A 25,289-nucleotide genomic window follows, 5' to 3' on the forward strand; every position below is an offset into this window, starting at 1 on the left:
CGCAGGCGCACGAGACCGGAGCCGAGGCGGGCTACCGCAGCGAGGCGCGCCGAGGCGTACTGCCTCCGTACGCCGCAGGCGCAAGGAGCGAGGACGCCCGCCGCAGGCCCGGGATCGTGCCCGGACGCGCCGAGAGACACCCCGCAGGCGCACGAGACCGGAGCCGAGGCGGGCTACCGCAGCGAGGCGCGCCGAGGCGTACTGCCTCCGTACGCCGCAGGCGCAAGGAGCGAGGACGCCCGCCGCAGGCCCGGTATCGTGCGCCGTACTAGGGCTCGAGGTACTCGTACTCCTTGCCCGCATAGTTCCTGAGCACCCAGCGCTTCCCCTCGTGCGAGACGACGTAGTCCGGGTTCACGGGGATCTTGCCGCCGCCCTGCGGCGCGTCGACGACGAAGTGCGGGACGGCGAGGCCGGAGGTGTGGCCGCGCAGGTGCTCGATGATCCGGATGCCGGTCTCGACGGGCGTGCGGAAGTGGCTGATGCCCTTCGAGAGATCGCACTGGTAGATGTAGTAGGGCCGGATCCGCATGAGCAGGAGCTTGTGGTTCAGCTCCTTCACGATCTTCGGATCGTCGTTCACGCCCTTCAGGAGCACCATCTGGTTCCCGATGACGCAGCCCGCGTCGGCGAGACGGCGCGCCGCCTCGAAGGCCTCGGCGGTGCACTCCTTCGGATGGTTGAAGTGCGTGTTCACGAACACCGGGTGGTGCCGGCGCAGCATGTGGACGAAGTCGTCGGTCACGCGCTGCGGGAGCGTGACGATGTTGCGGGTGCCGAGCCGGAAGATCTCGATGTGCGGGATCGCCCGGAGCCGGCCGAGGATGTAGTCGAGGCGGTCGTCCGAGAGCGAGAGCGGGTCGCCGCCGGAGATGACGACGTCGCGGATCTCCGGATGCGCCGCGATGTACGCGAGCGACTCCTCGATCTGACGCTTCGCCGCCGCGGTCGTCGGGTCGGACACCTTGCGCTTGCGCGTGCAGTGGCGGCAGTAAACCGGGCAGTTGTGCGTCGTGTAGAACAGGACGCGGTCCGGGTAGCGGTGCGTGATGCCCGGCACCGGCATGTCGCGCTCCTCGGCGAGCGGATCCTCGAGGTCGGCGGGCGCGATGGTCAGCTCGCCGAGCGTCGGGACCGACTGCAGCCGGATCGGACAGCTCGGGTCGTCGGGATCCATGAGCGCCGCGTAGTACGGCGTGATCCCCATGTGGAACTCGGCGTCCGTCTCGACGACCGCGCGGCGCTCCTCGTCCGTGAGGTGGATCACCTTCTCGAGCTGGTCGAGCCGGGTGATCCGCTCGCGCTGCTGCCAGTGCCAGTCGTTCCAGAGCGCGTCCGGGACGTCCTTCCAGATCGAGCGCGGACCCGGCGCGAAGCGCGCGCGGACGCTCGGGACGGGGCGGATCCCGTCGTCCCTCGATGGGGACGCAGCGCCGTTCGCACGCTCCGGGGGACGTGAGCCGACGTCCCCGAGCTCACCCCCGCCCATCACAGGAAGATTCGCCATGTCGTCTCGCTCCACGAGGGGGCCCCTCTCAGTGGGCCGCGCGTGTCCTTTAACACCGACGCGGCGACATGACACGGCCCGTCGCCCCACCGACCGGGGTGAGTCCCTCCGCGCAGGCACGAGCACAGCGGTCAGGCAGGGGGGCGCTCTGCGACGACCGCGTTTGACCGCCGCGGCGCGGGCGGGTAGCTTCCGCGGCCCCGCTGGCGTCGAGACTCGATGGCCCGGGCGGGTGATCTCATGGACTGGCGAGCCCGATTCCCCGACGTCTCCGAGCGCGACTGGCGCGACTGGCGCTGGCAGCACCGGAACGCGCTGCGCACCGCCGAGGACCTCGGGCGCGTCGTCGCCCTGACCGACGGCGAGCGGGCCGGCCTCGCGCACGCGCTGGGCCGGACGCGCGTGGCGGTGACGCCGTACTACGCGTCGCTCATGGACCCCGTCCACGGGAGCTGTCCGATCCGGATGCAGTCGATCCCGCTCGCCGGCGAGGCGGCGGAGGCGCCCGGGGACCTGCGCGATCCGGTAGGGGAGGAGACGCACCGGCCCGCCCGCGCGATCGTCCACAAGTACCGCGATCGCGTCCTCTTCCTCGCCGTCGATCGCTGCTCGGTGTACTGCCGCCACTGCACGCGCCGGCGCATCACGTTCGGCGCCGACGCGGGGTTCGACCGCGACGCGATCGATGAGGGGCTCGCGTACGTGCGGGCGCACCGGGAGGTGCGGGACGTCATCGTCTCGGGAGGCGACCCGCTCGTCCTCTCGGACGAGCGGCTCGACGCGCTGCTCGGCGGACTCCGCGCGATCCCGCACGTCCAGCTCCTGCGGGTCGCCACGCGCGCGCCGGTCACCTGCCCGATGCGCCTCACGCCGGCGCTCGCCGCGCTCCTGCGGCGGCACGCGCCGCTGTTCGTGGTCACGCACTTCAACCACCCGGTCGAGGTCACGCCGGACGCGCGCGCCGCGTGCGAGGCCCTCGTCGACCACGGCGTGCCCGTCGAGAACCAGTCCGTGCTCCTGCGCGGCGTGAACTCCTCGGCCCGGCTCCTCATCGATCTCAACGAGCGGCTCCTCGCGTGCCGTGTCCGCCCGTACTACCTGCACCAGGGCGATCTCGCGGAGGGGACGGCGCACCTGCGCACGCCGCTCGAGGCGGGCGTCGCGATCCTGGAGCAGATGCGGGGGCGGACGAGCGGGCTCGCGATCCCGCACCTGGCCGTCGATCTCCCGGGGGGCGGCGGAAAGGTCACGCTCTCGCCAGATTACGTGCTGGGGCCGGGCGAGGAGGGCGCGCCGGGGCACTGGCTCCGGAGCTGGCGCGGCGCGCGCCACTTCTATCCGGAGCCGCCCGAGGCGGATTGCACCTGCCCGCACGAGGCAGTCTACTATGCCCGCGAGCCAGCCGAGCCCCCGGCAGGCGAAGGGGACGCATGATCCAGTCGGTCGTCGCCAAGCTTGCCGTGTTCACGATCGCCGTCGTCGGGTACCTCGGGTACGGCGGCGTCGTCCTGCTCATGGCGATCGAGAGCGCGTGCATCCCGCTCCCGTCCGAGATCATCATGCCGCTCGCCGGGTACCACGTGTACCTCGGCAACTTCACGCTCCACGGGGCGGCGCTCGCGGGCGCGATCGGCTGCGTGGTGGGATCGGTCCCCGCCTACTACCTGGGCCAGTACGGCGGGCGCCCGCTCATCGAGCGGTACGGCCGGTACGTGCTCGTCTCGCATCACGATCTCGACCTCGCGGATCGTCTCTTCCGCCGGTGGGGTCAGTGGGTCGTGTTCGCCGCCCGCCTCCTCCCCGTCGTCCGCACGTTCATCGCGTTCCCGGCGGGCGTGTCGCGGATGCCGATGGGGAAGTTCATCGCCTTCACGTTCGCGGGTTCGTACCCATGGTGCCTCGCGCTCGCGTGGGCCGGCGCGAAGCTCGGCGACAAGTGGGACAGCGACCCGCGCCTCAAGGCCGTGTACCACCGGTTCGAGATCGTCATCGTGGTCGCCGGCGTCGCCGCGGTGGTCTTCTACGTCTGGCACAAGGTCCGCGCGGCGCGGCGCGACCGCACGGCGACCGTCGAGACGGGCGCGCCGGACGAGGTGTGAGGGCCACCGCGCTCGCGCTCCTCCTCTCCGCCGCTCCCGCCCTCGCGGAGGAGCTCATCCGGGTGCGCGTCTCCGAGCTCCCCGAGCGCGTCGAGGAGGTCCGGCTCGAGGACTACGTCGCGGGCGTCGTGTCGGGAGAGATGCCCGCGAGCTTCCCGGCGGAGGCGCTGAAGGCGCAGGCGGTCGCGGCCCGGAGCTACGCCCTCACGCGCAAGATCGAGGCCCAGGCCGCGAACCGGCGCTGGGACATCGCGACGGGCGTGCTCGCCCAGGTCTACCGGCACGGCGCGGCGAGCCCGGCGGCGCGGGCCGCGGCCGATGCGACCGCGGGCGAGGTGCTCGTCTCGGGGATGGAGCCGGTGGAGGCGTACTTCCACGCGTCGTGCGGCGGCACGACCGAGGCCGGCCTGCCGGCGCTCGGGCGCGACCTGCCCTACCTCGCGTCGGTCGCGTGCGGGCGCTGCGAGCGGGCGCCGGGGGCGCGCTGGTCGGCGCGGATCGACGCGCGCGCTCTCGGCGCCGCCGCCGGTCTCCGCGGCGCGGCGACCGGGGCGCGCGTCTCGGCGCGGACGGCGAGCGGCCGCGCGGAGCGGGTCGAGATCTCCGCCGGGGGGCGGCGTGCGTCGGTGCTCGCCACCGATCTCCGCCAGCGACTCGGCTACGCGCGCCTCCCGTCCCTCGCGTTCGACGTGCGAGCGGAGCGCGGGGCCTTCGTCTTCGACGGGCGGGGGCAGGGGCACGGCGCCGGCCTCTGCCAGTGGGGGGCGGCCGGGCTCGCGCGCGAGGGGAAGGGCTACCGCGAGATCCTCCTCCACTACTATCCCGGCGCGGACGTGGCCCGGATGTACTGAAGGCGTCTCCCGTGGAAACGTCATGAAGCTGTCCGACTTCGACTTCGATCTCCCCGAGGCGCTCGTGGCGCAGGAGCCGGTCGAGCCGCGCGACGCCTCGCGCCTGCTCGTCGTCCCGCCCGCCGGCCCGCTCCAGCACCGTGGGTTCGCGGAGCTCCCGGCGCTGCTCGCGCCGGGCGACCTCCTCGTCTTCAACGACACGAAGGTCATCCCGGCGCGGCTCGTCGGGACGAAGCCGACCGGCGGCAAGGTGGAGCTGCTCCTGTGCGAGCCGCTCGCGGGCGGGCTCGGCCGGCGCTGGCGCGCGATGGGCCAGGCGTCGAAGCCGATCCGCGAGGGGACGACGCTCGCGTTCGACGGGCTCGAGGCGCGCGTCGAGGCGAGCGAGGGGGAGGGCTTCTACCTCGTGACGCTCGACCGCGAGGGCGACGCGCTCGAGGCGGCGCTCGCGCGCGCGGGCCGGATTCCCTTGCCGCCGTACATCCGGCGGGCGCCCTCCGAGGCGGACCGCGAGCGCTACCAGACGATCTGGGCGCGCGCGCCCGGCAGCGCGGCCGCGCCGACGGCCGGGCTCCACTTCACCGAGGCGGTCCTCGCCGCGCTCGACGCGCGCGGCGTCGCGCGGACGGCCGTCACCCTCCACGTCGGCCCCGGCACGTTCCTGCCGGTCCGCGGCGACTCCATCGAGGGTCACCGGATGCATGCGGAGCAGTACGAGGTCCTGCCCGAGGCGGCCGCCGCGATCGCGGCGTGCCGCGCGCGCGGCGGGCGGGTCGTCGCGGTCGGGACCACGTCGGTCCGCACGCTCGAGAGCGCCTGGCGGGACGGCGCGGTCGCGCCGGGCTCCGGGCGCACCACGCTCTTCATCCGCCCCGGCCACACGTTCCGCGCGGTCGACGCGCTCGTCACGAACTTCCACCTCCCGCGCTCGACCCTGCTCATGCTCGTGTGTGCGTTCGGCGGCGCCGAGCGGGTCCTCGGGGCCTACCGCGAGGCGGTCGCGCACCGATATCGGTTCTTCAGCTACGGGGACGCCATGCTCCTCGCGCGGGCCGCCTTGACCGAGGGTCCGCCCTCGCGTCCGCCCGTGCTATAGGTTCTCCATCGCAGTCGAAAGGAGCGGGGGGCCGAGCTTGCACAGCGTGTCGGTGAGCCTCGAGCCGGCCCAGTTCCTCGCTGGGTTCCGGCCCGAGAGCGGCAGCCTGTTCGTGGCCGCGCTCTCGGAGTCGCGCGTCGGCGACGAGGTCGCGCTGCGCGTCGGCATCTACGGCCAGACGATCCGCGCGACCATCTTCGGGAAGGTCTCGCTGGTCCGTCGCGTCGGGCGGCCGGCGCTGCCGCCGGGCGTCGAGGTCCAGCTCGACCGCGGCAGCCTCGCCGCCGCGGGCTTCCTGGCCGCCGCCGCGCGCGGGGAGCCGGTGAGCTTCCGCGAGCGGGCGCCGCGCTACGTGGTGGCGCGAAGGATGATCGTCGAGCACGGCGGCAACCTCTTCGAGACCGCGACCGTGAACGTGGCGGAGGGCGGCTGCGCGATGCGCTGGCCGGGGGCGCTCCCGCTCGTCGGGGGCGAGGTCCTGCTGAAGCTGCGGTCCGGGCTCTTCCCGCCGACGGCGCGGGCGATCGTCTGCTGGAACCAGGCGGGCGGCGCGGGTGACCGGACCGTGGGGCTGCGCGTCGTGCTCCAGGGCCGCGCGGGACGGGCGTGGCGCGCGCTCGTCGCGGACGTGGCGCGGAGCGGGGCCCGCGCGGCTTGACAGGCGGCGGCGCCCGTACGACACCCGCGCGGTGATCCGGTTCGACCTCCTCGCGCGGGACGGCGCCGCCCGCCGCGGCCGGCTCTCGACGCCGCACGGCACGATCGAGACGCCCGTCTTCATGCCGGTCGGCACCGCGGCCACCGTGAAGACGCTCGATCCGCGCGACCTCGAGGCGCTCGGCGCGGGCGTCATCCTCGCGAACACCTACCACCTGTTCCTGCGCCCCGGGCACGAGCGCATCCGGCGCCTCGGCGGCCTGCACCGCTTCATGTCGTGGAGCGGCGCCGTGCTCACCGACTCGGGCGGCTTCCAGGTGTTCAGCCTGGGCGAGCGCGGCGCGGAGGGGCGCGACCGCTCCGGCCCCGGGCTCGTCACGATCGCCGAGGAGGGCGTCACGTTCCGCTCCCACCTCGACGGCTCGCGCCACTTCCTCTCGCCGGAGCGCGCGATCGAGGTGCAGGAGGCGCTCGGCGCGGACGTCATCATGGCGTTCGACGAGTGCCCGTCCTCGCTCGCGGATCGCGCCTACCACGAGGCGTCGCTCGCGCGGACGCAGCGGTGGCTCGTCCGCTGCCGCGACGCCTGGCGCGAGCACGAGGCGAGGAAGAGCGGGGAGGCCGTCGCGCCCTGCGCGCTCTTCGGCATCGCGCAGGGCGGCCTCCACGCGGATCTGCGCGCGCGCGCCATCGCCGACGCGGCGGCCCTGGACCTACCGGGCTACGCGCTCGGTGGCTACGCGGTCGGGGAGGCGCCGGCGCAGATGTGGGAGGGCGTGGCTCGCGACGCGCCGCTCCTGCCTGCCGGCAAGCCCCGCTACCTGATGGGCGTCGGTACGCCCGAGGACCTGCTCGCCGGCATCGCCGCCGGCGTCGACATGTTCGACTGCGTGCTGCCGACGCGGACCGCCCGGAACGGGCTCCTCTTCACGAGCCGGGGCAAGGTCGTCATCCGCAACGCGCGCCACGCGGACGACCCGGCTCCGGTCGACCCGGCGTGCGCCTGCTACACCTGCCGGACGTTCACCCGCGCCTACCTCCGCCACCTGTTCAAGGCAGGCGAGATCCTCGGCCTGCGCCTCAACACCCTGCACAACCTGCACTTCTACCTCTCGCTCCTGGCCGACGCGCGCGCGGCCATCGTGGCAGGCCGCTTCGAGGCGTTCCGGAAGGAGCGGCTCGAGGCGTGGCGAGAAGCCGCAGGATAGCCGTCAAAGCCGGTCGGGCGGGCGAGCCCCCGGCCGGAAAGAGGTTGCGGGAAGGCGCCAACTCAGGCTAAAAGACGGCGCTTTTCCCTTTCCGTACCCAGCGGAGACTTATGCATCCCGTCCTCCACGCGTTCTTCTCTCAGACCGCGCCCGAGGGGCAGGCCCAGAACCCCATCATGGGGTTTCTGCCCTTCATCCTCATCGCGGTCGTCTTCTACTTCGTCTTCTTCCGCCCGCAGGCGAAGCAGGCGAAGCAGCACAAGCAGTTCCTCTCCGAGCTGAAGAAGGGGGACGAGGTGCTCACGCAGGGCGGCATCATCGGCACGATCATCTTCGTCGAGGACCGCACCGTGACGATCGACGCCGGGGGAGGGACGAAGCTCAGGGTCCTGAAGAGCCAGGTCGCCGGACAGTGGAAGCAGGTCGAGTCCGCTCCGGTGAAGGCGGAGGCGAAGAAGTAGATGGAACGGTCCTGGTACTGGCGCGTCGCGCTCATCGTCGCGGTGGCGCTCTTCTCGCTGTGGCAGCTCGTCCCGAGCTGGTTCTACTTCAAGCTCCCGCCCGACCAGCGCAGCACCGAGGCGTACGAGCACGCGGTGCCCGGCTGGGCGCCGACGTCCCAGAAGCACCTCAACCTCGGCCTCGACCTCCAGGGCGGCATCCATCTCGCGATGGGCGTCGACGTGGAGCGCGCGGTGAAGGCGAAGGTCGCGCGCCGCGGCGACGAGATCGCCGAGTACCTGAAGTCGAAGAACGTCCCCTTCGAGTCGGTGACCACCACGGCCGGCGGCACGCGGATCGCGGTGAAGGCCGCCGATCCGAAGAAGGTCGGGTCATCGGTCCTCGACTCCTACGACCAGGAGATGTATTCGCCGGGCGTCGTCGACGGCGCGGTCACCTTCGCGTTCAAGGACACGGTGCTCCGCGAGTTCCAGTCGAAGGCGGTCGAGCAGGCGGAGAAGACGATCCGCAACCGCGTCGACAAGTGGGGCGTCTCCGAGCCCGACATCAAGCGCAAGGCGAACAACCAGATCCAGATCCAGCTGCCGGGCTTCAAGGATCCGGAGAAGGCGAAGGAGCTGCTCGGCCGCACCGCGCAGCTCGAGTTCAAGATCACGGACGACGAGAACCCCCTCCTCGATCAGCTGCGCGGGCAGCTCGCGCCCTGCGCGACCGCTGACGGCTTCCGCCTGCCGCTGCCCCAGGGCGGCTGCTGGTCGACCGAGTCGGTCGAGCTGCCGAACGGGACGGCGCGCGCGGTGACGATGCTCGCCGCGAACACCCGCCCCGAGATCGAGAAGCTCATCCAGGAGAAGGCGGCGCCGCTCCTCGACCCGCAGAAGAACGTCATCGGCATCGGCGAGGCCACCGTCGGTGGCCAGGGCCCGGTCCGGTCCCAGTACTACCGGACGTACCTCCTCCGCGCGAAGACCGAGCTCACCGGCGACTACATCGCCGACGCGCGCGCCGCGATCGACCAGTCCCAGCAGTTCGGCCAGTCGGGCCGGCCCCTCGTCCAATTCACCATGAGCGTCGAGGGCGGACGCCTCATGCAGAAGCTGACGAGCGAGAACATGCGCCGCCGCATGGCGACGGTCCTCGACGACAAGGTCGAGACGGCGCCGTACATCCAGGGCGAGATCTCCACGAACGGGCAGATCACGCTCGGCTCCGGGCGCAACCCGCAGGAGATGTTCGAGGAGGCCAACCAGATCGCCCTCGTCCTCAAGGCGGGCGCGCTCCCGGCGCCGGTGACGATCTCCGAGGAGCGCACGGTCGGCGCGACGCTCGGGCCCGAGCTCGTGAAGCGCGGCACGGTGGCCGCCCTCATCGGCCTCGGCCTCGTGCTCATCTTCATGGTCGTCTACTACCGCGCGAGCGGGCTCGTCGCGGACGTGGCGCTCGTCCTGAACGGCCTGCTCGTCCTCGCGATCATGGCGATGATCGGCTCGACGCTGACGCTGCCCGGCATCGCCGGCTTCGTCCTCACCCTCGGCATGGCGGTCGACGCGAACGTGCTCATCAACGAGCGCATCCGCGAGGAGCTGCGCGCGGGGCGGACCATCAAGCAGGCGGTCCAGCAGGGCTACGACAAGGTGTTCTGGACCATCGTGGACTCGCACGTCACGACCCTCGTCGCGGCGCTCGTCCTCATGAACTACGGGTCGGGCCCGGTGCGCGGGTTCGCCGTGACGCTCGCGATCGGCCTGATCGCGTCGATGTTCACGTCGATCGTCGTGACCCGCGCCTTCATGGAGTTCTTCACGCGCCACGAGACGGCGCGCCTGAGCGTGTGATGCGATTCAAGAGCTTCGATCTCATCCCCCACGGCACGAAGTTCGACTTCGTCGGGAAGCGCCACATCGCGGTGGTGCTCTCGCTCATCGTCAACGCCGCCGTCCTCCTCTGGGCCGTCCCCGCGATCCACGGCCTCAACTTCGGCGTGGACTTCGCGGGCGGCACCGAGATGGAGGTGAAGTTCGGCCAGCCGGTCGATCCCGGCGCCATCCGCAAGAGCATCGAGGACCTGGGCTTCAAGGGCGCCTCGGTGCAGACCTACGGCGCCGAGTCCGAGAACGCGTTCCTCATCCGCGTCGAGCGCATCGCGCTCATGAACGACGCGGACGTGAAGCGCGTCGTCGACGCGGTCCAGGCCAAGTTCCCGATCGAGAGCTGGAGCTTCAACCCGGAGATCGGCGACAAGATCGACTTCCAGTTCAAGCAGCCGCCGAGCACGCAGGAGCTCCAGGCCGCGGTCGAGAGCGCCGGCATCGGCGTCCGCGAGGTGCGCGCCGAGCAGGGCCTCGTGGCCGGCACGCGGTCGTTCGCGGTCATCACGCAGGGCATCCGCGAGAAGATCGAGCACGACCTCTCCACCCGCTTCGCCGAGGCGAAGCCCGACGTGCGCCGCGTCGAGTACGTCGGCCCGGCCGTCGGCCGCGAGCTCAGGAACCAGGGGTTCAAGGCCGTCCTCTACGCGATCGGCCTCATCGTCGTGTACATCGGCCTGCGGTTCGACTTCCGGTTCAGCCCGGGCGTCGTCATCGCGATCGTCCACGACGCGATCGTGACGCTCGGCTACTTCGCCTTCTCCGGGCGCGAGTTCAACCTCACGTCCATCGCCGTGATCCTCACGGTCGTCGGCTACTCGGTGAACGACACGGTCGTCGTCTACGACCGAATCCGCGAGAACCACGCCAAGTTCAAGGGCAAGTCGCTCGCGGAGATCGTGAACCTCTCGATCAACGAGACCCTCGGCCGGACGTTCCTCACGTCCTTCGCGACGGCGCTCTCGCTCGTCGGCCTCCTCATCTACGGCGTGGGGACGATCTTCGACTTCTCGGCCGCCATGCTGGTCGGCATCGTGTCGGGCACCTACTCGACCTGGTTCATCGCCGCCCCGATGACGATCTGGCTCGAGGAGCACGCCGCGAAGAAGAAGGGTCGCGCGGCACCGGCCGCCGCGGCGCCTGCCGCACCGGCGGGACGCGCCGCGCAGAAGTAGCTCGCGCCCGCGAGCGGCACCTGGGCCCCGTCGCCGAAGAGGCGGCGGGGCCCTCGCCGTTCGGCGTGGCACCTCCGCTCGCGCCTGGCGCGCTCGGCGGGCCGGGGCGCGAGCGGTCGCCGCTGCCTCCGGCGGGCGGGCGGGCGCTGTCACCCTCGCGTGGTATCGACCACTCCGTGGAAGGCGAGGCGAGGCGGCGGTGGATCGAGACTGCGGTGGACCCGCAGGTGGCCGCGCGGCTCGCGGACGCGCTGAAGCTCCACCCGGTCGCGGCGCGGGTCCTCGCCGGGCGCGGCCTGGTCGCGCCCGACGCGGCCGAGGTGTTCCTCGCCGCCCGGCTCACCGATCTCCCCGATCCCTTCACCATGAAGGGCATGGACGCGGCGGTGGCCCGGCTCGTCCAGGCGATCGAGGCGGGCGAGCGGATCGCGTGCTACGGCGACTACGACGTCGACGGCGTCACCTCGACCGCGCTCCTGTGCGGCTTCCTGCGCGCCGCCGGCGCGGACGTCGTGACCTACACGCCCCACCGCCTCGTCGAGGGGTACGGCCTCAACGTCGACGCGGTGAAGAAGCTCGCGGCGCAAGGGGCGCGGCTCCTCGTCACGCTCGACTGCGGCATCACCAGCGTCGAGGAGGTCCGCGCGGCCGCGGCGCTCGGGCTCGACACGGTGGTCGTCGACCACCACACCGTCCCCGTCGAGCTCCCCGCGGCGCGCGCGATCCTGAACCCGCACCAGCCCGGCTGCGCCTACCCGTCGAAGGGGCTCGCCGCGGTGGGCGTCACGTTCGCGCTCGCGATGGCCCTGCGGCGCACGCTCCGCGACCGGGGCCGGTTCGGCGCGGCGCGGCCGGAGCCGAACCTCAAGGACGCGCTCGACCTCGTCGCGCTCGGCACGGTTGCGGACGTCGTGCCGCTCGTCGGCGCGAACAGGATCCTCGTCCGCTGGGGGCTCGAGGGGATCGCGAAGAGCAGGCGCCCCGGGCTGCGCGCGCTGAAGCAGGTGGCGGGCATCGCCGAGGGGGCCGAGGTCACCGCCGGCCAGGTGGGGTTCCGGCTCGCCCCGCGCATCAACGCGGCCGGCCGGCTCGACGACGCCGGGCGCGGCGTGAGGCTCCTGCTCGCGGACGACGACGCGACGGCGCGCGCGCTCGCGGAGGAGCTCGATCGCGAGAACGGCGCGCGCCAGGAGATCGAGCGGCGGATCCTGGAGGAGGCGACGACGGACGCCGCGGCGCGGGTGGCCGCGGGCGTGCGCGGGCTCGTGCTCGCGCGCGACGGGTGGCACGCGGGGGTGGTGGGGATCGTCGCGTCGCGCATCGTCGAGCGGTTCCACCGTCCCGCGGTGCTCGTCGCGCTGGAGGACCGCGCGGGGAAGGGCAGCGGCCGCTCGATCGAGGCGTTCCACCTCTACGACGCGCTCGCGGCCTGCGCGGGCCACCTCGCCCGCTTCGGCGGCCACCGGCACGCGGCCGGCGTGACCATCGAGCGGGACAGGCTCGACGGCTTCCGCGCGGCGTTCGAGGCGCACGCGGCGGCGCACCTCGCCGACGACGATCTGGTCCCGCGCTGCCGCATCGACGGCTGGCTCGAGGAGCGGGACGTGACGGAGCGCACGGTGGAGGAGCTCGCGCGGCTCGGACCGTTCGGCGCGGGGCACCCGGAGCCGGTGTTCGCCCTGCGTGGCGCGGCGGCGCGTGCCCGCACGGTCGGGGCGGGCAACGCCCACCTGAAGCTCGCGCTCGGGCGCGGGCTCGATGCGATCGGGTTCGGGATGGGCGACCGGCTCGCCGCGTGCGCGGGCCCGGTCGAGGCGGCGTTCACGCTGGGCTTCGACGCCTGGGACGGCGTGCGCCGGCTGCAGCTCAAGCTCAGGGACGTCCGCCCATCTGTCTGACGGGGGCTGCGCCCCCGCCCCCCCCCCCCCCCGCCCCCCGGGGGGGGGGCGCCCCCCCCCCCCGACGGCTGACCGCCGTCGGCGGGGCCCCACCCCTGCTCGGCGGGGCCCGTGAACGGTCGCGCCCGCTTCGCGGGTCCGCGACCGTTCCCCGCCGGAGGGGCTTCGCCCCTCCCGCGCTTCGCGCGGGGCCCTCCCACCGAAGGCTCCGGCCCACTCCGCGACTGCGCCCTCGCCCCAGCGTCATCCTCGGCCCTTCAAGCCACGCCCCAGCTCGCCCGGCGATCCGTGAAGAGCGTCCCGAGCTTCGCGAGCTCGTTCACGTGGATCCGCTCGGCCTGCCTCTCGAAGCGCGCGCGGCAGCGGCCGGAGCAGAAGAAGTAGCGCCGCCGCTTGTACTCGAGCTCCTGCGCGTCGGACTCGAGGACCGGCTGCCCGCAGATGGGATCCACCGCCACGCCACAGTCCTCGTCAGCCCGCATGGCCTGCCTCCTTCGCCGCCCGGGGGTTGTGCAATGAAAGGGCCACGGGGGTTCGCGGCGCCCGTGTGCGTACGCGGGGACGCGAGGAGCGTCCGGCTGTCGGAATTGCAGGCTCGCCCCTGAAAAATCGTAAGCGCCGCGTCGGGCCGGCGGGCGCGCGCCCGGCACCGCCGGAGGGGCTTCGCGACGCGCGAAACGGGCTGTTCCGGCGCTTGACCTCCCAGGTTCCGCGGTGTTAGCTGCCTGATCCCACGCCAGGGAGGCTGACATTGTCGCGCTTCATCACCGAGCTCAAGCGAACCCACACCTGTGGTGATCTCACCAGGGACGACATCGGCAAGGACGTCGTCCTGTTCGGGTGGGTGAACAACCGGCGCGACCACGGCGGCGCGGTCTTCATCGACCTGCGCGACCGCGCGGGTGTCACGCAGGTGGTGTTCGAGGAGGACGTCCGCCCCGAGGTGCACGACCTCGCGGGGCAGCTCCGGCTCGAGTACTGCGTCGGGGTCCGCGGCAAGGTCGTCTCGCGCGGCGGGAACGCGAACCCGAAGCTCAAGACCGGGGAGATCGAGGTCCACGCGACCGACCTCGAGATCTTCAACCGCTCCGAGCCGACGCCGTTCCCGATCGAGGACAAGATCGAGACGAGCGAGGAGAAGCGGCTCCAGTACCGCTACCTCGACCTGCGCCGCGCGCCGCTCCAGAAGACCCTCATGACGCGCGCGCGCGTGAACCACCTCACGCGCAACCACTTCACGGACAAGGGCTTCCTCGAGCTCGAGACGCCCTTCATGGTGAAGTACACGCCGGGCGGCGCGCGCAACTTCCTCGTCCCCTCGCGCCTCAACCCGGGCAAGTTCTACGCGCTCGCCGAGAGCCCCCAGCTCTTCAAGCAGCTCTACATGATGGCGGGCTTCGATCGGTACTTCCAGATCGTCCGCTGCTTCCGCGACGAGGACCTCCGGCTCGACCGGCAGCCCGAGTTCACGCAGATCGACGTCGAGATGTCCTTCGTCGAGCAGAACGACATCTTCGACGTGATCGAGGGGCTCGTCGTCCGGCTGTGGAAGGAGATCCTGGGCGTCGAGCTGCCGCAGCCGTTCCTGCGCATGCCCTTCGACGAGTCGATGGCGAAGTACGGCAACGACAAGCCGGACCTGCGCTTCGACATGCCGCACGTCGTCCTCACCGACCTCGTCCGTCAGCACGACGGCGGCGGCCTGCCGCTCCTCGAGGAGGCGGTGAAGGCGAAGGGGATCGTGAAGGCGCTGCGCGTCCCCGCCTCGGCGAACTTCTCGCGCACCGAGATCGACAAGCTCGAGGAGTACGTGAAGGGCATGGGCGCGAAGGGGCTCGCCCGCGCCAAGGTGGGCGAGGGCGGCGAGTGGACGCAGTCGCCCTTCGCGAAGACCGTCACGCCCGCGCTCCGCCAGGCCATCAACGCCGCCTGCGGCGCCCAGCCGGGCGACCTCCTCCTCTTCCAGTTCGGGAAGGAGTCGGTCGTCCACACCGTGATGGCGAACCTGCGCGTGCACCTCGCGAAGCGCATGGGGCTCATCCCGGAGTACGGCTCCGGCGGCCAGTGGCGCTTCCTGTGGGTGGTGAACCCGCCGCTCTTCGAGTTCGACGAGCAGTCCGGCCAGTGGGCCGCGGCGCACCACGCGTTCACGCGCCCGCACGACACCGACGTGCAGTACCTCGAGACCGATCCCGGCCGGGTGAACTGCTACCGCTACGACCTCGTGCTGAACGGGTTCGAGATCGGCGGCGGCTCGATCCGCCTCCACGATCCGGCCGTCCAGGCGCGGGTGTTCAAGGCGATGGGGATCTCCGACGAGGAGGCGAAGAACAAGTTCGGCTTCCTCCTCGACGCGCTCAAGATGGGCGCGCCGCCCCACGGCGGCATCGCGCTCGGGATGGACCGGCTCGTCATGCTCCTCACCGGCGCCGAGTCGCTCCGCGACGTCGTCGCCTGGCCGAAGACTCAGAAGGGCACGGACCTCATGACCGGCGCGCCGGGCGACGTGGACGCGAAGCAGCTCCGCGAGGTCTACGTGAAGTCGACGTACGACCCAGGCAAGTAGGGCCGCGCAGGGCTGGCGCGCGCCGTTGCGGTTCCGGTACCGTTCCAGCCATGGACTTCCTCGTTCGCTTCGCCTCCACGTCCGAGGATCGCGACGCCGCCTTCGCGCTCCGGCGCGCGGTGTTCGAGCAGGAGCAGAACATCCCGCGCCCGCTCGATCGGGACGCGCACGACACGAGCGCCGATCACGTGGTCGCGTTCGCTCCGGACGGACGCTGCGTCGGGACCGGGCGCATCGTCCGGCTGGACTCGCGCACCTGCCGGCTCGGACGGCAGGCGACCGCGGCGTCGCACCGGAGCCGCGGCGTCGGCGCGGCGGTGCTCGAGCAGCTCGAGCGGATGGCGCGGCTGCGCGGGGTCGCGGAGCTGACCGTTCACGCGCAGCTTCCGGCGGAGCGGTTCTACCGCAACCGCGGCTTCGTCCGGGAGGGTGAGGTCTTCCTGGAGGAGGGCGTCCCGCACGTCCTCATGCGCAAGCGGCTCGCGCCCTGAGCCTCGGGGGCGCGTAAACGACGAGCGAAGCGAGTCCGCCGGGGCGCCACCGCGATAGCGGCGAAGCCGCCCGCGGGGGCGCACGGGACCCGGCGAGCTGGTGTGGGGCCCCGACGAGCTCTGCTCGGCGGGGCGGGGGCGCAGCCCCCGTTAGAACATAGCTAAACGACAGCGGGATTCGCGTCACCGCAGGTGATCGCGAATCGCGAACTGTCGTTTAAGCCGTCCCCGCAGCCGCGACGCCGGTTCCCACGGGGCAGCTCACCCCGGTGCCGCCGAGCCCGCAGTAGCCGCCGGGGTTCTTCGCCAGGTACTGCTGGTGGTACGCCTCGGCGTAGTAGAAGCGCGGGGCGTCGCTGATCTCCGTCGTGATCGGGCCGTAGCCGGCCCTGCGGAGCACGGCCGCGTACGCGTCGCGCGAGGCCTCGGCGGCGCGGCGCTGCGCCGGGGAGTGGACGTAGATCGCGGAGCGGTACTGGGTCCCGACGTCGTTCCCTTGCTGCATCCCCTGCGTCGGGTCGTGCGATTCCCAGAACGCGCGCAGGAGCTCCTCGTAGGAGATCCGCGTCGGGTCGTAGATCACGCGGACCACCTCGGCGTGCCCGGTGCGACCGGTGCAGACCTCGCGGTAGGTCGGGTTCGGCGTGAGGCCGCCCTGGTATCCGACCGCGGTCGCGTACACGCCGGGGAGGCTCCAGAACGCCCGCTCCGCGCCCCAGAAGCAGCCGAGCCCGACGTCGGCGACGGCGTGGCCCTCCGGCCAGGGAGGTACGATCCGGTTCCCGTTCACGAAGTGGAGCTCCGGGACCTCGATCTCCTCGTCGCGGCCGGGCAGCGCCTCGGCGGGGGTGGGGAGCGTGAGCGGCTTTCCGAACATGGTCCTCGTTCCTCCGCGTCCCGATCTAATCGGGCCGGGCTCGGGGGACGGGCGGGGCGACCGAACCGCCCCGGTAGGGGGAGCAGGCTGGCGGGCGTGCGCGGGCCCAGCAGATTACGGGTGTCGGCCCGCCGCGGCGCGTTACGCTGGCCGCGGCGGCGCGGAACCCCGCATGGACTACGACGTCATCATCCTGGGCGGCGGCGCGAACGGGACGGGCACGGCGCGCGACTGCGCCATGCGCGGGCTCCGCGTCCTGCTCCTCGAGAAGGCGGACTTCGGCGTCGGGGCGAGCGGCAACTCGTCGGGGATGATCCACGGCGGGATCCGCTACATGCTCTCGGACAGGCACGTCACCGCGCTCGCGTGCAGGGACTCCGGGTACATCCAGCGGATCGCGCCGCACCTGCTCTTCCGCATCCCGTTCCTCATGCCGTTCACGACGCGGGCGGCGGGCGCGACGCTGCGCGATCGCGCGGCCTGGTACGCCACCGAGGTCTACGTCGGGACCTACGACCTCTTCCAGCCGCTGAAGCGCGGGAAGCCCTCGACGCGCCTCTCCGCCGACGAGCTGTACCGGCTCGAGCCGGGCCTGCGCCCCGGGCTCCGCGGCGCCGTGACGCTCGACGAGTGGGGCATCGACGCGTTCCGGCTGTGCGCCCTGAACGCGCTCTCCGCGCGCGCGCACGGCGCCGAGCTCCGCACCTGGACCGCGGCGCGCGAGATCCTCGCGGAGGGCGGGCGCGTGCGCGGCGTGCGCTTCCGCGACGCGCTCACGGGCGAGGAGGGAGAGGCGCGCGCGCCGGTGGTGTTCAATGCGACGGGCGCGTGGTCGCCGGCGCTCGCCCGCCGGAGCGGCGCGGCGGTGCCGATGCGCCCGGGCAAGGGCGTCCACCTCACGCTCGACCGGCGCTACTCCAACTACGGCGTCATCCTCTCGGCGGTCGACGGGCGCCAGATGTTCGTGATGCCGCACGAGAGCGAGTCCATCGTCGGCACCACCGACGACGACTACTACGGCGACCCCGACGACCTCGAGGCGACGAACGACGAGGTCGAGTACCTCGTCGAGGGAGCGGCCTCGCTCCTCCCCGGCGTGAGGAACGCGCGCATCACCCGCGCGTGGTGCGGCCTGCGCACGACCATCTACGCGTACGGGCCGAACGAGGACGCGCTCTCGCGGGAGCACCAGCTCCACGACGGCGCCGCGTACGGCCGGGCCGGCCTCCTGTCCCTCGTCGGGGGCAAGCTCGCGAGCTACCGCGCCCAGGCGGAGGAGGCCACCGACCGGATCGTGGCGCTCCTCGGGCGCGCGCCCGTGCCGTGCCGGACGCACGAGGAGCCGCTCCCGGGCGGCGACGAGGTCCCGGATCCGGCCGCGCTCGCCCGCGCGCACCCGGTGGCCGCGCCCGTCGCAGCGCGCCTCGTCTATCGCCACGGCGGCCGCGCGCGAGAGATCCTCCGGCTCCTCGAGGAGGATCCGCGCCTCGGGCTCGTCCTCTGCCGCGACGAGGGGATCCTCGCCGCGGAGGTCGTCCACTGCGTGCGGCACGAGCAGGTGCGGCGGCTCCAGGACCTGCGCCGGCGCTGCCGCCTCGCCGTCGGCGCGTGCGCCGGGCTCGACTGCGCGCGCGTCGCCGCGCAGCTCGCCGCCCGCGAGCTCGGGTGGTCGCCGGAGCAGGTCCGCGCCGAGCTCGCCGATCTGCTCGACGCGGGCTGGCGCGAGCGCCGGCCGATCCTGGACGGCGCGCAGCTCGTGCAGGAGGAGCTCGTGCGCGGGGCGCATGCCGCCGCGGGTGCTCCGTGGTGAGCCCCCGGGCCGTCGCGGCGGACGTGCTCGTCGTGGGCGGCGGCATGGCCGGGGCGATCGCCGCGCTCGCGGCGCGCGAGGCGGGCGCGCGCGTCGTGCTCGCCCGGCGCGCACCCGGGGCGACCGCGCTCTCCTCCGGCGCCATCGGCGTCGCGCCCGATCCCCTCGCGCTCCCGGGCGAGCCGCTCCGCGCCGCGCGCGAGCCGCTCGAGGCCGCCCGGCGCCTCGCGCGGCTCCGGCCCGATCATCCCTACGCCGTCCTCGGCGAGCGCCTCGGCGCGCTCCCCGAGGCGCTCGCCTTCGCGGCGCGCGTCCTCGCGCCGCTCCTCGCGCCGCCGCTCGAGCGTCCGCGGTTCCTCGCGACGCCCTTCGGCACGGCGGTCCCGGCCGCGCTCTGCCAGCGCTCGCAGGCCGCGGGGGACCTCCTCGCAGTGGACGGCGCGCTCGTCGTCGCGGGCCTGCGCGGGCACCTCGGCCTCGACGCCGCGCTCGCGGCCGCCGGGCTCGAGCGCTACCGCGCCCGCGGCGGGCCGCGCGCCTTCGCGGTCGAGGTGGACCCTGGGCTCGGCGAGGTGGGGCTCTTCCGGCCGCACGAGCTGGCCCGCGCGCTCGAGCCGCCGGGCGCGGCCGAGGCGCTCGGGAGGGCGATCCGGGCGGCGCTCCCCGCCGGGGCGGGCGCGGCGCTCGTCCCGCCGGTGCTCGGGCTCCGCCCGGAGGCGCGCGTGCCGGAGCGCGTCGCGGCGGCGGCGGGGATCCCGGTCGCGGAGCTGCTCGCGGACGTCCCGAGCGTGCCGGGCGTGCGGCTCCAGGCGGCGCTCGAGGCGGCGCTCGCCGCGGCCGGCGTCGAGGTGGTGCAGGGCGCGCTGCAGGGCGCTGGCCCGGGCAAGCCCGCCATGGTCGGCGCCGACGAGATCACCGCTCCGCGCTGGGTGCTCGCGACGGGCCGGTTCGTCGGCGGCGGGGTGGTGCGGCGCGGCACGCTGCGCGAGCCGGTGCTCGGCCTCCCGGTGCAGGCGGCGGAGGGGCGCGAGGCGGGCGTCGACCTCGCCGCGCGACCCGCGGCGTCGCTCACCGGCGCCGCGCGGAGCGGGCCGCAGCCGCTCCTCTCCGCGGGCCTGCGGGTGGACGCGCTGCTCCGGCCGCTCGACGGCCGCGGACGGCCCGCCGCCGATGGGCTCTTCGCGGCGGGCGCGGTCCTGGGCGGCCACGAGCAGGCGAGCGACGGCACCGGCCTCGGCGTGGCGATCCTGACCGGCTATCTCGCGGGGCGCGCGGCGGCGCGGCCCGGGGGAGGGGAGTGACCGTGGCGACGCGGGCCGGCGCGCTCTCGTACCTCGCCTGGCGCGCGCTCGTCGCGCACCCGCTGCGGCGGCTCTTCCGGCGGCGCGGGACGGGGCTCGAGCGCTTCCGGGCGGCGTACGTCGCGGAGGGGCTCGGGCCGACCACGCCGGAGGACCGCGCCATCGGCGAGGCCGCGTCCGCGTGCGTCGCGTGCGGCCTGTGCGAGCTCGGGTGCGAGCTCGCGGTGGCGGCGCCGGCGGTGCGCGCGCTCGGGCTCCACGCGGCGTTCCGGCTCTACTCGCGGAGCGTCGCCGAGCTGCCGCTCGCGACCTCCGCGCTCGCGGCGTGCGCGGGCTGCGACGGGTGCGACGCGCTCTGCCCGACGGGCGTGCCGATCTCGCGGATCGTCCGTCACCTGCGCGCGAAGGTCCTCGGGGAGGGAGCCGCGCCGGCGCAGGGGGACCGTGGCTGACGCCGGGAGGGCCGCGCTCCTGCCGCGGTGCGGCACGGGTCCGACGCGTCCCCCGCCGTCGCGGCGGCGCGCGCCGGCCGGTCGCCTGTTATCCTCTCGCGCGTGAAGCCCTTCCTCGTCGTCAATCCCCGCAGCGCCGCTGGCCGGACGGGCCGGCACTTCGACGCCATCGCGCGCGCGGTCCGCGCCGAGGTCGGCGAGTTCGAGTGTGCCTTCACCGTCGCCCCCGGCGACGGCGCGCGGCTCGCGCGTCAGGCCGTCGCGGCCGGGGCGGGGCTCGTGGTGGCGGTCGGCGGCGACGGCACGGCGAGCGAGGTCATCGACGGGCTCGTCGACGGACTCGGCGCGCCGCCCGCGAACGTGGTCTTCGGCTACATCCCGCGCGGCACCGGGGGAGATCTCTGCAAGACCCTCGGCATCGGGCGCGACGTGGCCTCGGCGGCGCGCGCGCTCGCCTGCCCGAAGGTGGCGGTGTGCGACCTCGGCCGCATCACCTTCGCCGCGCACGACGGGACGACGAAGGTCCAGCACTTCGCGAACGTCGCCGGTTGCGGCATCTCCGGCGAGGTCTCGCGGCTCGTGAACGAGGGGCTTCGCCTCCCGAGCGGGAAGCTCTCGTTCATGCTCGCGTCGGCGCGCGCGCTCGTCGGCTGGGCCGATCAGAAGGTCCGCTGGCGCGCCGACGGAGGGGAGTGGACCGAGCAGCGCATCACCGCGCTCTCGGTGTGCAACGGCCGCTTCTTCGGCGGCGGCATGCAGGTGGCCCCGGACGCCCGGATGGACGATGGGCTGTTCGACGTCGTGATCTGGTCCGGCTTCGGCATCGCCGACTTCATCACCAAGAAGCGGATGCTCTATGACGGGACCCACGTGCGGCTCCCGAACACCCGCGTGCTGCGGGCGCGGACCGTCGAGGTGGAGCCCGTGGGCGACGCGCGGGTGCTGCTCGACGTGGACGGCGAGGCGCCCGGGACCCTGCCGGCGCGCTTCGAGATCCTGCCGGGGGCGCTCCGGATCCGGGTGGGTTAGTCGCCTCACGGTGAACGGGCGCGTGCTTACCCTCGCGCCATGGTCCCAGCGCTCGCCTCCCTGCTCCTCGCTCTCGCCGGGCCCGGCCCGGTCGGGGACGCCCCCGCCGCTCCGGCCCCCAGGGCGGATGGCCCGGCCGGCGCGCCCACGCGCCTCGCCGACCCCGACGACGTGAAGCGGCTCTGCGCGTCGCTCGCGCCGGTCGAGCGGCTCCGGGTGAAGGGCGACGCGGTCGCGCGGGGAGACGCGGAGCGAGCGCACGACGTCGCGCGCGACCGCGCCCTCGCCGGACGCTACGAGGCGTCCGTGCCCGCGGCGACCCTCGGCCTTGCCTACGACGCGGGGCAAGGCGTCCTCGCGCTGGTCGAGCCGGCCCAGCTCCCCATCGCGGAGGGGACGGCGCGGCTTTGGCCCGCGCTGGATTCCGGCCTGCCCGTCGAGGTGGACGCCGCGACCGCGCGCCGGCTCGTCGAGGCGCAGCGCGCCGGCCTGCTCGTGCTCCGGCTCGAGTTCGCGCTGCCGGACGACGCCGCCTGCGGCACGGGGGCGCGCGGGACGAGGTTCACGCTCCCCGTCGAGCCCATCGCCTGGCGCTGGACGAACTCCGACACGGCCATCGCGGCCGGTGGCGCCGCCGCGGAGCGGCCCCTCGCGACCGCTGCGCTCGGCGCGAGGCCGCGCGTGACCGTCGGCGCTCCGGTCGCCGGCCCCGCCGAGGCGCGCCGCCGCGTCGCCGACCGCGCGAGCGCGCTCGAGGCCTGCTACGGCGAGGCGCTCCGGCGCGCCCCCGCCCTCGACGGCGTGATCGTCGCGCACGTGGGCGGCGGTCGCGCCGCGATCGCGGCGGACTCGGTGGGCGACGCCGAGCTCGCCGCGTGCGTGGTGCGCGCGATCGGGCCGGCGGGTGGGGCCGCCGGGGCGGTGCCGATCCGGTTCGAGCTCGTCTCGGCGAAGGGGGCGGGTTCGCCCGGGGCCGAGCGCTAGCGAGACCCGCGGCTACCTACGGCGCGCGCCAGTACGCCGTCGCCACGAGGGTGCGCTTCTCGCGGATCTCCGCGCGCTTCCGGAGGTCCGCGATGGCGCGGTCCTTCTCGGCGTAGCGGTGGCCCTCGGTCGCGCGCAGGTCGTCGAGCTTGCGGCGGTACTCGCGCTCGGCGCGCTCGCAGAGCGCGCGGCGGTCGCGGAGCGGCGTCTCGGAGCGGTCGTGCAGCGCGCCCCGCGCCTTGGCCCAGGCGGCGCGCGCGTCGTCGACGGACTTGCGCGGGGACGCGAGCGCGTCCTCGACCGAGCGATCCCAGCGGTCGCGCGCCTCGTCGTACGACGTCGCGATCCGCTCCTGGAGGTCCTGCACGAGGCGGGCGTGGATCGCCTGCAGCGCCTCCTCCTGAGCGCTCCCGATGGACACGGTCGCGCCGCGCGGGCCCGCCTTCGCCTCCTCGGCGGGGAGCGCCGCGAACGCCTCGGCCTCCTCGGGCGTGAGCGCGTGGAACCGCTCGCCGTCGTGCCACAGGACGAGGTGGACGACCCGCTCCTCCGAGACGAGCGCGTCGAAGCTGAACTTGTAGGCGAACCACCAGCCCTCGCGGCCCGCCAGGCGGCCGAGCTTCGCGGGCAGGTTCACCGCCGGGAGCTCCAGGAACGAGACCGCGTCCTGCGGGCGCGCGCGGACCTTCTCGGCGGCCTCGCGCACCAGCTTCGCGCGCTTCGTGCGGCCCTTCGCGGGGGGCTCCGGCGCCTCCGGCTCCGCCTCCGCCGCGCGGGGCGGCTCGTCCTCGAGGACGGCAGACACGAGCGCGTCCTCGTCCGCCTCCCGCTTCGCCACCGCCTCCTTCGCCTTCTGCTCGGAGACGCGCAGCCGTCCGCGTACCTCGCCGTCGAAGCGCTCGAAGAGGAGCGCCCGGGCCGCGGCGTAGCGCGCGGAGATCCGGTCGTCGAGCTCGCCGCGGAGCTTCTGGAACGCAGCGTCGATCTGCTCCCCCGAGCGGCAGGACTGGTAGATGTCGAGGACCCGCTTCTCGAAGTCGATGCCCGTGCCGAGCGCGCCGAGGATCTCGTCGGAGGAGCCGAACACGCCGTCGAACAGCGCGAGCTTCTGCGACAGCAGGTCGTAGAGCCGGTTGTCGGCAGCGTTCTGGCGGTTGAGGAAGTTCAGCACGAGCACGTCGCGCTGCTGGCCGTAGCGGTGGCACCGGCCGATGCGCTGCTCGACGCGCTGCGGGTTCCAGGGCAGGTCGTAGTTCACGACGAGGTTGCAGAACTGGAGGTTCAGCCCCTCCGCGCCCGCCTCGGTCATGATCAGGATCTGGCTCTGGTTCCGGAACTCCTCGACGAGCGCCTGGCGCTTGTCCGTCCCGCCCACGTCGCCGGAGAGGCAGGTGACGGAGTAGCCCTTCGCCTGGAGCAGGCGCGCGAGGTAGTCCTGCGTGCGGCGGAACTCCGTGAAGACGACCGCCTTGTCCGGCCAGTTGCACGCCTTCGCGACGGTGAAGCAGCGATCGAGCCCGCGCACGAGCGCGTCGCCCTTCGCGTTCACCTTGATCTCCCGGGCGAGGCGCGCGCAGGCGCGCAGCTCGGAGAGCTCGTCGTTCATCTTGCGGAGCGCGACCTGGCCCTTCGGCCGGGCGGCGGCGCCCCCGTCGTCGAAGAGCTCCTCCACCTCCTCCGCGAACCCGTCCATCTCGAGGAGCAGCTCCGCCTGGGCGGAGCACTCGACGCCCGCGATCTTCTGGTCGAGCGTGTCCGCGAGCCGGTCGAGCGTCGCGGCGAGCGCGAAGGACGAGGAGGCGAGGATCTTCCGGTAGACGAGGACGAAGAGCTGACGGCGCGCCGCCGGGATGGCGTAGGCGTCGTCGCGGCGCAGGTACTCGGAGACGCGATCGTAGAGCTCCTGCTCCTGGGCGGTCGGCGCGAAGTCCTCCACGATCGAGCGCCGCGCGGTGTACTTCACGTACTCCTTCACCTGGCGGCGAAGCGTGCGGATGAACACCGGCGCGAGGCGCGACTTGAGATCCGCGGCCTTGTCCTCGGTGAGCTCGCCCGAGGCGTACTGCGACCGGAAGGCCTCCTCGTTGCCGAGGAGCGCGTCGTCGATGAACGCGGCGAGGCCGAGCAGCTCCATGAGGTCGTTCTGGAGCGGCGTGGCGGTGAGGAGCAGCTTCGGCGCCTTGCGCAGCGCCTTGCGGAGCGCCTGCCCGGTGCGGTGATCCTTGCGGTACGCGTTCCTGAGCCGGTGCGCCTCGTCGATGACCGCGACGTCCCAGGGCACGCGCTCGATGTCCGCCTGGCGGAGCGCGGCGAAGGGATGCGAGCAGATGACGATCCCGCCGTTGTCGAACGGGTTCGTGCGGAGCCCCTGCCGCTCCTTCTCGCGCACGGAGTCGCCGTCGACCACCTCGGCGTCGAGGCCGAACTTGGAGCGCAGCTCCTCGCGCCACTGCGCGCGGAGCGAGGCGGGCACCAGGATGATCGCGCGCGCCTTGCCCTCGGCGGCGAGCTGGGCGAGCACGATGCCCGCCTCGACGGTCTTGCCGAGGCCGACCTCGTCGGCGAGCACGGCGCCGCCGGTCGGGAGCGCCGCCAGCGCGAAGGCGGCGGCCTCGATCTGGTGCGGGTTGAGGTCGACGGCGGAGTGGGCGAGCGCCCCGACGAGCCGGCTGGTCCCACCGCCGCCGCGCGCGGTGAGCGTCTCGGCGGCGATTCGCTGGTGGAACTGCGTGAGCTGGGGCTTGTTCTCGGACCTCGAACGCGACACCACCTGAGACACCCCGCCCATCCCGCCTCCACCGCCGTGCCCGGCGCCTGCGTCCGGCTGCGCGATCGCGAGCACGCGCGAGCGCCGTGCGCCGTGCGCCGTCCCACCCGGCCGCCGCCTCGCGCGCGAGGAGCGCGGCGGAGCGAACGGCGGTATCCCTTGATACCGGCGGGCACTGTAGCAGCAACTCG

21 protein-coding genes are annotated in these 25,289 nt (G+C 73.7%); 17 read left to right on the forward strand and 4 right to left on the reverse strand.

The annotated features are described in order from the left end of the window. Positions 1-268: 268 nt before the first annotated feature. Entirely contained in the window at positions 269-1,507 is a 1,239-nt protein-coding gene (kamA, locus tag MNY62_RS18385; RefSeq protein ID WP_242345665.1) for a lysine 2,3-aminomutase, read from the reverse strand. A gap of 240 nt (positions 1,508-1,747) precedes the next feature. Between kamA and MNY62_RS18390 the strand changes: the two genes are divergently transcribed. The 10 genes from MNY62_RS18390 to recJ all read left to right on the forward strand — a co-directional run bounded on the left by MNY62_RS18390 (position 1,748) and on the right by recJ (position 12,821). Then, positions 1,748-2,941, forward strand: a complete 1,194-nt coding sequence (locus MNY62_RS18390) for a KamA family radical SAM protein (protein WP_408629096.1) — start codon at positions 1,748-1,750, stop codon at positions 2,939-2,941. After that, positions 2,938-3,606, forward strand: coding sequence for a DedA family protein (locus MNY62_RS18395; RefSeq protein WP_242345667.1), 669 nt, complete (start codon positions 2,938-2,940; stop codon positions 3,604-3,606). The genes MNY62_RS18390 and MNY62_RS18395 overlap by 4 nt, the downstream gene beginning before the upstream one ends. Beyond that, positions 3,603-4,457 carry a SpoIID/LytB domain-containing protein gene (locus MNY62_RS18400; RefSeq protein ID WP_242345669.1) on the forward strand — a complete coding sequence of 285 codons (855 nt, stop codon included), beginning with the start codon at positions 3,603-3,605 and terminating at the stop codon, positions 4,455-4,457. The genes MNY62_RS18395 and MNY62_RS18400 overlap by 4 nt, the downstream gene beginning before the upstream one ends. Positions 4,458-4,479: 22 nt before the next feature. Beyond that, positions 4,480-5,553, forward strand: coding sequence for a tRNA preQ1(34) S-adenosylmethionine ribosyltransferase-isomerase QueA (gene queA, locus MNY62_RS18405; protein ID WP_242345670.1), 1,074 nt, complete (start codon positions 4,480-4,482; stop codon positions 5,551-5,553). Between the two features lie 46 nt (positions 5,554-5,599). Then, positions 5,600-6,211 carry a PilZ domain-containing protein gene (locus tag MNY62_RS18410; protein WP_242345672.1) on the forward strand — a complete coding sequence of 204 codons (612 nt, stop codon included), beginning with the start codon at positions 5,600-5,602 and terminating at the stop codon, positions 6,209-6,211. 31 nt (positions 6,212-6,242) lie between these two features. Beyond that, complete coding sequence (tgt, locus tag MNY62_RS18415; protein WP_242345674.1) at positions 6,243-7,418, forward strand: tRNA guanosine(34) transglycosylase Tgt; 1,176 nt, start codon at positions 6,243-6,245, stop codon at positions 7,416-7,418. A gap of 110 nt (positions 7,419-7,528) precedes the next feature. Further along, the gene (gene yajC / locus MNY62_RS18420; RefSeq protein WP_242345676.1) at positions 7,529-7,879 is read left to right on the forward strand and encodes a preprotein translocase subunit YajC; all 351 of its coding nucleotides are present in this window, start codon (positions 7,529-7,531) and stop codon (positions 7,877-7,879) included. Next, a complete protein-coding gene (gene secD / locus MNY62_RS18425) occupies positions 7,880-9,715 on the forward strand; it encodes a protein translocase subunit SecD (RefSeq protein ID WP_242345677.1) in 1,836 nt (611 codons plus the stop codon). It begins immediately after the preceding gene. Beyond that, on the forward strand, positions 9,715-10,923 hold the full coding sequence (gene secF, locus MNY62_RS18430) for a protein translocase subunit SecF (protein WP_242345679.1): 1,209 nt from the start codon (positions 9,715-9,717) through the stop codon (positions 10,921-10,923). Before secD ends, secF begins: the two co-directional genes overlap by 1 nt. A gap of 215 nt (positions 10,924-11,138) precedes the next feature. Beyond that, complete coding sequence (gene recJ, locus MNY62_RS18435; RefSeq protein ID WP_242345681.1) at positions 11,139-12,821, forward strand: single-stranded-DNA-specific exonuclease RecJ; 1,683 nt, start codon at positions 11,139-11,141, stop codon at positions 12,819-12,821. Between the two features lie 257 nt (positions 12,822-13,078). On the opposite strand, the gene MNY62_RS18440 is transcribed toward recJ, so the two are convergent. Next, positions 13,079-13,303, reverse strand: coding sequence for a YHS domain-containing protein (locus MNY62_RS18440; RefSeq protein WP_242345683.1), 225 nt, complete (start codon positions 13,301-13,303; stop codon positions 13,079-13,081). A gap of 269 nt (positions 13,304-13,572) precedes the next feature. Here MNY62_RS18440 and aspS point away from each other — a divergent pair, with 269 nt between their 5' ends. Both aspS and MNY62_RS18450 read left to right on the forward strand, forming a co-directional pair. Beyond that, a complete protein-coding gene (gene aspS, locus MNY62_RS18445; protein WP_242345685.1) occupies positions 13,573-15,387 on the forward strand; it encodes an aspartate--tRNA ligase in 1,815 nt (604 codons plus the stop codon). A gap of 50 nt (positions 15,388-15,437) precedes the next feature. Continuing rightward, complete coding sequence (locus tag MNY62_RS18450; protein ID WP_242345687.1) at positions 15,438-15,878, forward strand: GNAT family N-acetyltransferase; 441 nt, start codon at positions 15,438-15,440, stop codon at positions 15,876-15,878. A gap of 217 nt (positions 15,879-16,095) precedes the next feature. Here the strand turns inward: MNY62_RS18450 and msrA are convergent, their stop codons facing one another. Continuing rightward, complete coding sequence (gene msrA, locus MNY62_RS18455; RefSeq protein WP_242345688.1) at positions 16,096-16,755, reverse strand: peptide-methionine (S)-S-oxide reductase MsrA; 660 nt, start codon at positions 16,753-16,755, stop codon at positions 16,096-16,098. A 172-nt stretch (positions 16,756-16,927) separates the two neighbouring features. Here msrA and MNY62_RS18460 point away from each other — a divergent pair, with 172 nt between their 5' ends. The 5 genes from MNY62_RS18460 (at position 16,928) to MNY62_RS18480 (ending at position 22,331) form a co-directional block, all read left to right on the forward strand. Then, a complete protein-coding gene (locus MNY62_RS18460; protein ID WP_242345689.1) occupies positions 16,928-18,565 on the forward strand; it encodes a glycerol-3-phosphate dehydrogenase/oxidase in 1,638 nt (545 codons plus the stop codon). Next, positions 18,562-19,866 carry an FAD-binding protein gene (locus MNY62_RS18465; protein ID WP_242345691.1) on the forward strand — a complete coding sequence of 435 codons (1,305 nt, stop codon included), beginning with the start codon at positions 18,562-18,564 and terminating at the stop codon, positions 19,864-19,866. Before MNY62_RS18460 ends, MNY62_RS18465 begins: the two co-directional genes overlap by 4 nt. 2 nt (positions 19,867-19,868) lie before the next feature. Continuing rightward, positions 19,869-20,318 (forward strand): 4Fe-4S dicluster domain-containing protein, encoded by a 450-nt coding sequence (locus MNY62_RS18470; protein ID WP_242345692.1) that lies wholly within the window; start codon positions 19,869-19,871, stop codon positions 20,316-20,318. A gap of 102 nt (positions 20,319-20,420) precedes the next feature. Further along, entirely contained in the window at positions 20,421-21,347 is a 927-nt protein-coding gene (locus MNY62_RS18475) for a diacylglycerol/lipid kinase family protein (protein ID WP_242345694.1), read from the forward strand. A 39-nt stretch (positions 21,348-21,386) separates the two neighbouring features. Further along, the gene (locus tag MNY62_RS18480) at positions 21,387-22,331 is read left to right on the forward strand and encodes a hypothetical protein (RefSeq protein ID WP_242345696.1); all 945 of its coding nucleotides are present in this window, start codon (positions 21,387-21,389) and stop codon (positions 22,329-22,331) included. Positions 22,332-22,347: 16 nt separating this feature from the next. Here MNY62_RS18480 and MNY62_RS18485 read toward each other — a convergent pair whose 3' ends face one another. Then, the gene (locus tag MNY62_RS18485) at positions 22,348-25,119 is read right to left on the reverse strand and encodes an SNF2-related protein (RefSeq protein ID WP_408629095.1); all 2,772 of its coding nucleotides are present in this window, start codon (positions 25,117-25,119) and stop codon (positions 22,348-22,350) included. Between the last annotated feature and the right edge of the window lie 170 nt (positions 25,120-25,289).

Source organism: Anaeromyxobacter terrae (genome assembly GCF_022690685.1).
Lineage (GTDB): Bacteria > Myxococcota > Myxococcia > Myxococcales > Anaeromyxobacteraceae > Anaeromyxobacter > Anaeromyxobacter terrae.

What these genes read in the sequence shown, in the direction of transcription:
- kamA (WP_242345665.1), bottom strand. Translation starts at nt 1,507, where the DNA reads ATGGCGAATCTTCCTGTGATGGGCGGGGGTGAGCTCGGGGACGTCGGC.
- MNY62_RS18390 (WP_408629096.1), top strand. Translation starts at nt 1,748, where the DNA reads ATGGACTGGCGAGCCCGATTCCCCGACGTCTCCGAGCGCGACTGGCGC.
- MNY62_RS18395 (WP_242345667.1), top strand. Translation starts at nt 2,938, where the DNA reads ATGATCCAGTCGGTCGTCGCCAAGCTTGCCGTGTTCACGATCGCCGTC.
- queA (WP_242345670.1), top strand. Translation starts at nt 4,480, where the DNA reads ATGAAGCTGTCCGACTTCGACTTCGATCTCCCCGAGGCGCTCGTGGCG.
- yajC (WP_242345676.1), top strand. Translation starts at nt 7,529, where the DNA reads ATGCATCCCGTCCTCCACGCGTTCTTCTCTCAGACCGCGCCCGAGGGG.
- secD (WP_242345677.1), top strand. Translation starts at nt 7,880, where the DNA reads ATGGAACGGTCCTGGTACTGGCGCGTCGCGCTCATCGTCGCGGTGGCG.
- secF (WP_242345679.1), top strand. Translation starts at nt 9,715, where the DNA reads ATGCGATTCAAGAGCTTCGATCTCATCCCCCACGGCACGAAGTTCGAC.
- MNY62_RS18440 (WP_242345683.1), bottom strand. Translation starts at nt 13,303, where the DNA reads ATGCGGGCTGACGAGGACTGTGGCGTGGCGGTGGATCCCATCTGCGGG.
- MNY62_RS18450 (WP_242345687.1), top strand. Translation starts at nt 15,438, where the DNA reads ATGGACTTCCTCGTTCGCTTCGCCTCCACGTCCGAGGATCGCGACGCC.
- msrA (WP_242345688.1), bottom strand. Translation starts at nt 16,755, where the DNA reads ATGTTCGGAAAGCCGCTCACGCTCCCCACCCCCGCCGAGGCGCTGCCC.
- MNY62_RS18460 (WP_242345689.1), top strand. Translation starts at nt 16,928, where the DNA reads ATGGACTACGACGTCATCATCCTGGGCGGCGGCGCGAACGGGACGGGC.
- MNY62_RS18480 (WP_242345696.1), top strand. Translation starts at nt 21,387, where the DNA reads ATGGTCCCAGCGCTCGCCTCCCTGCTCCTCGCTCTCGCCGGGCCCGGC.
- MNY62_RS18485 (WP_408629095.1), bottom strand. Translation starts at nt 25,119, where the DNA reads ATGGGCGGGGTGTCTCAGGTGGTGTCGCGTTCGAGGTCCGAGAACAAG.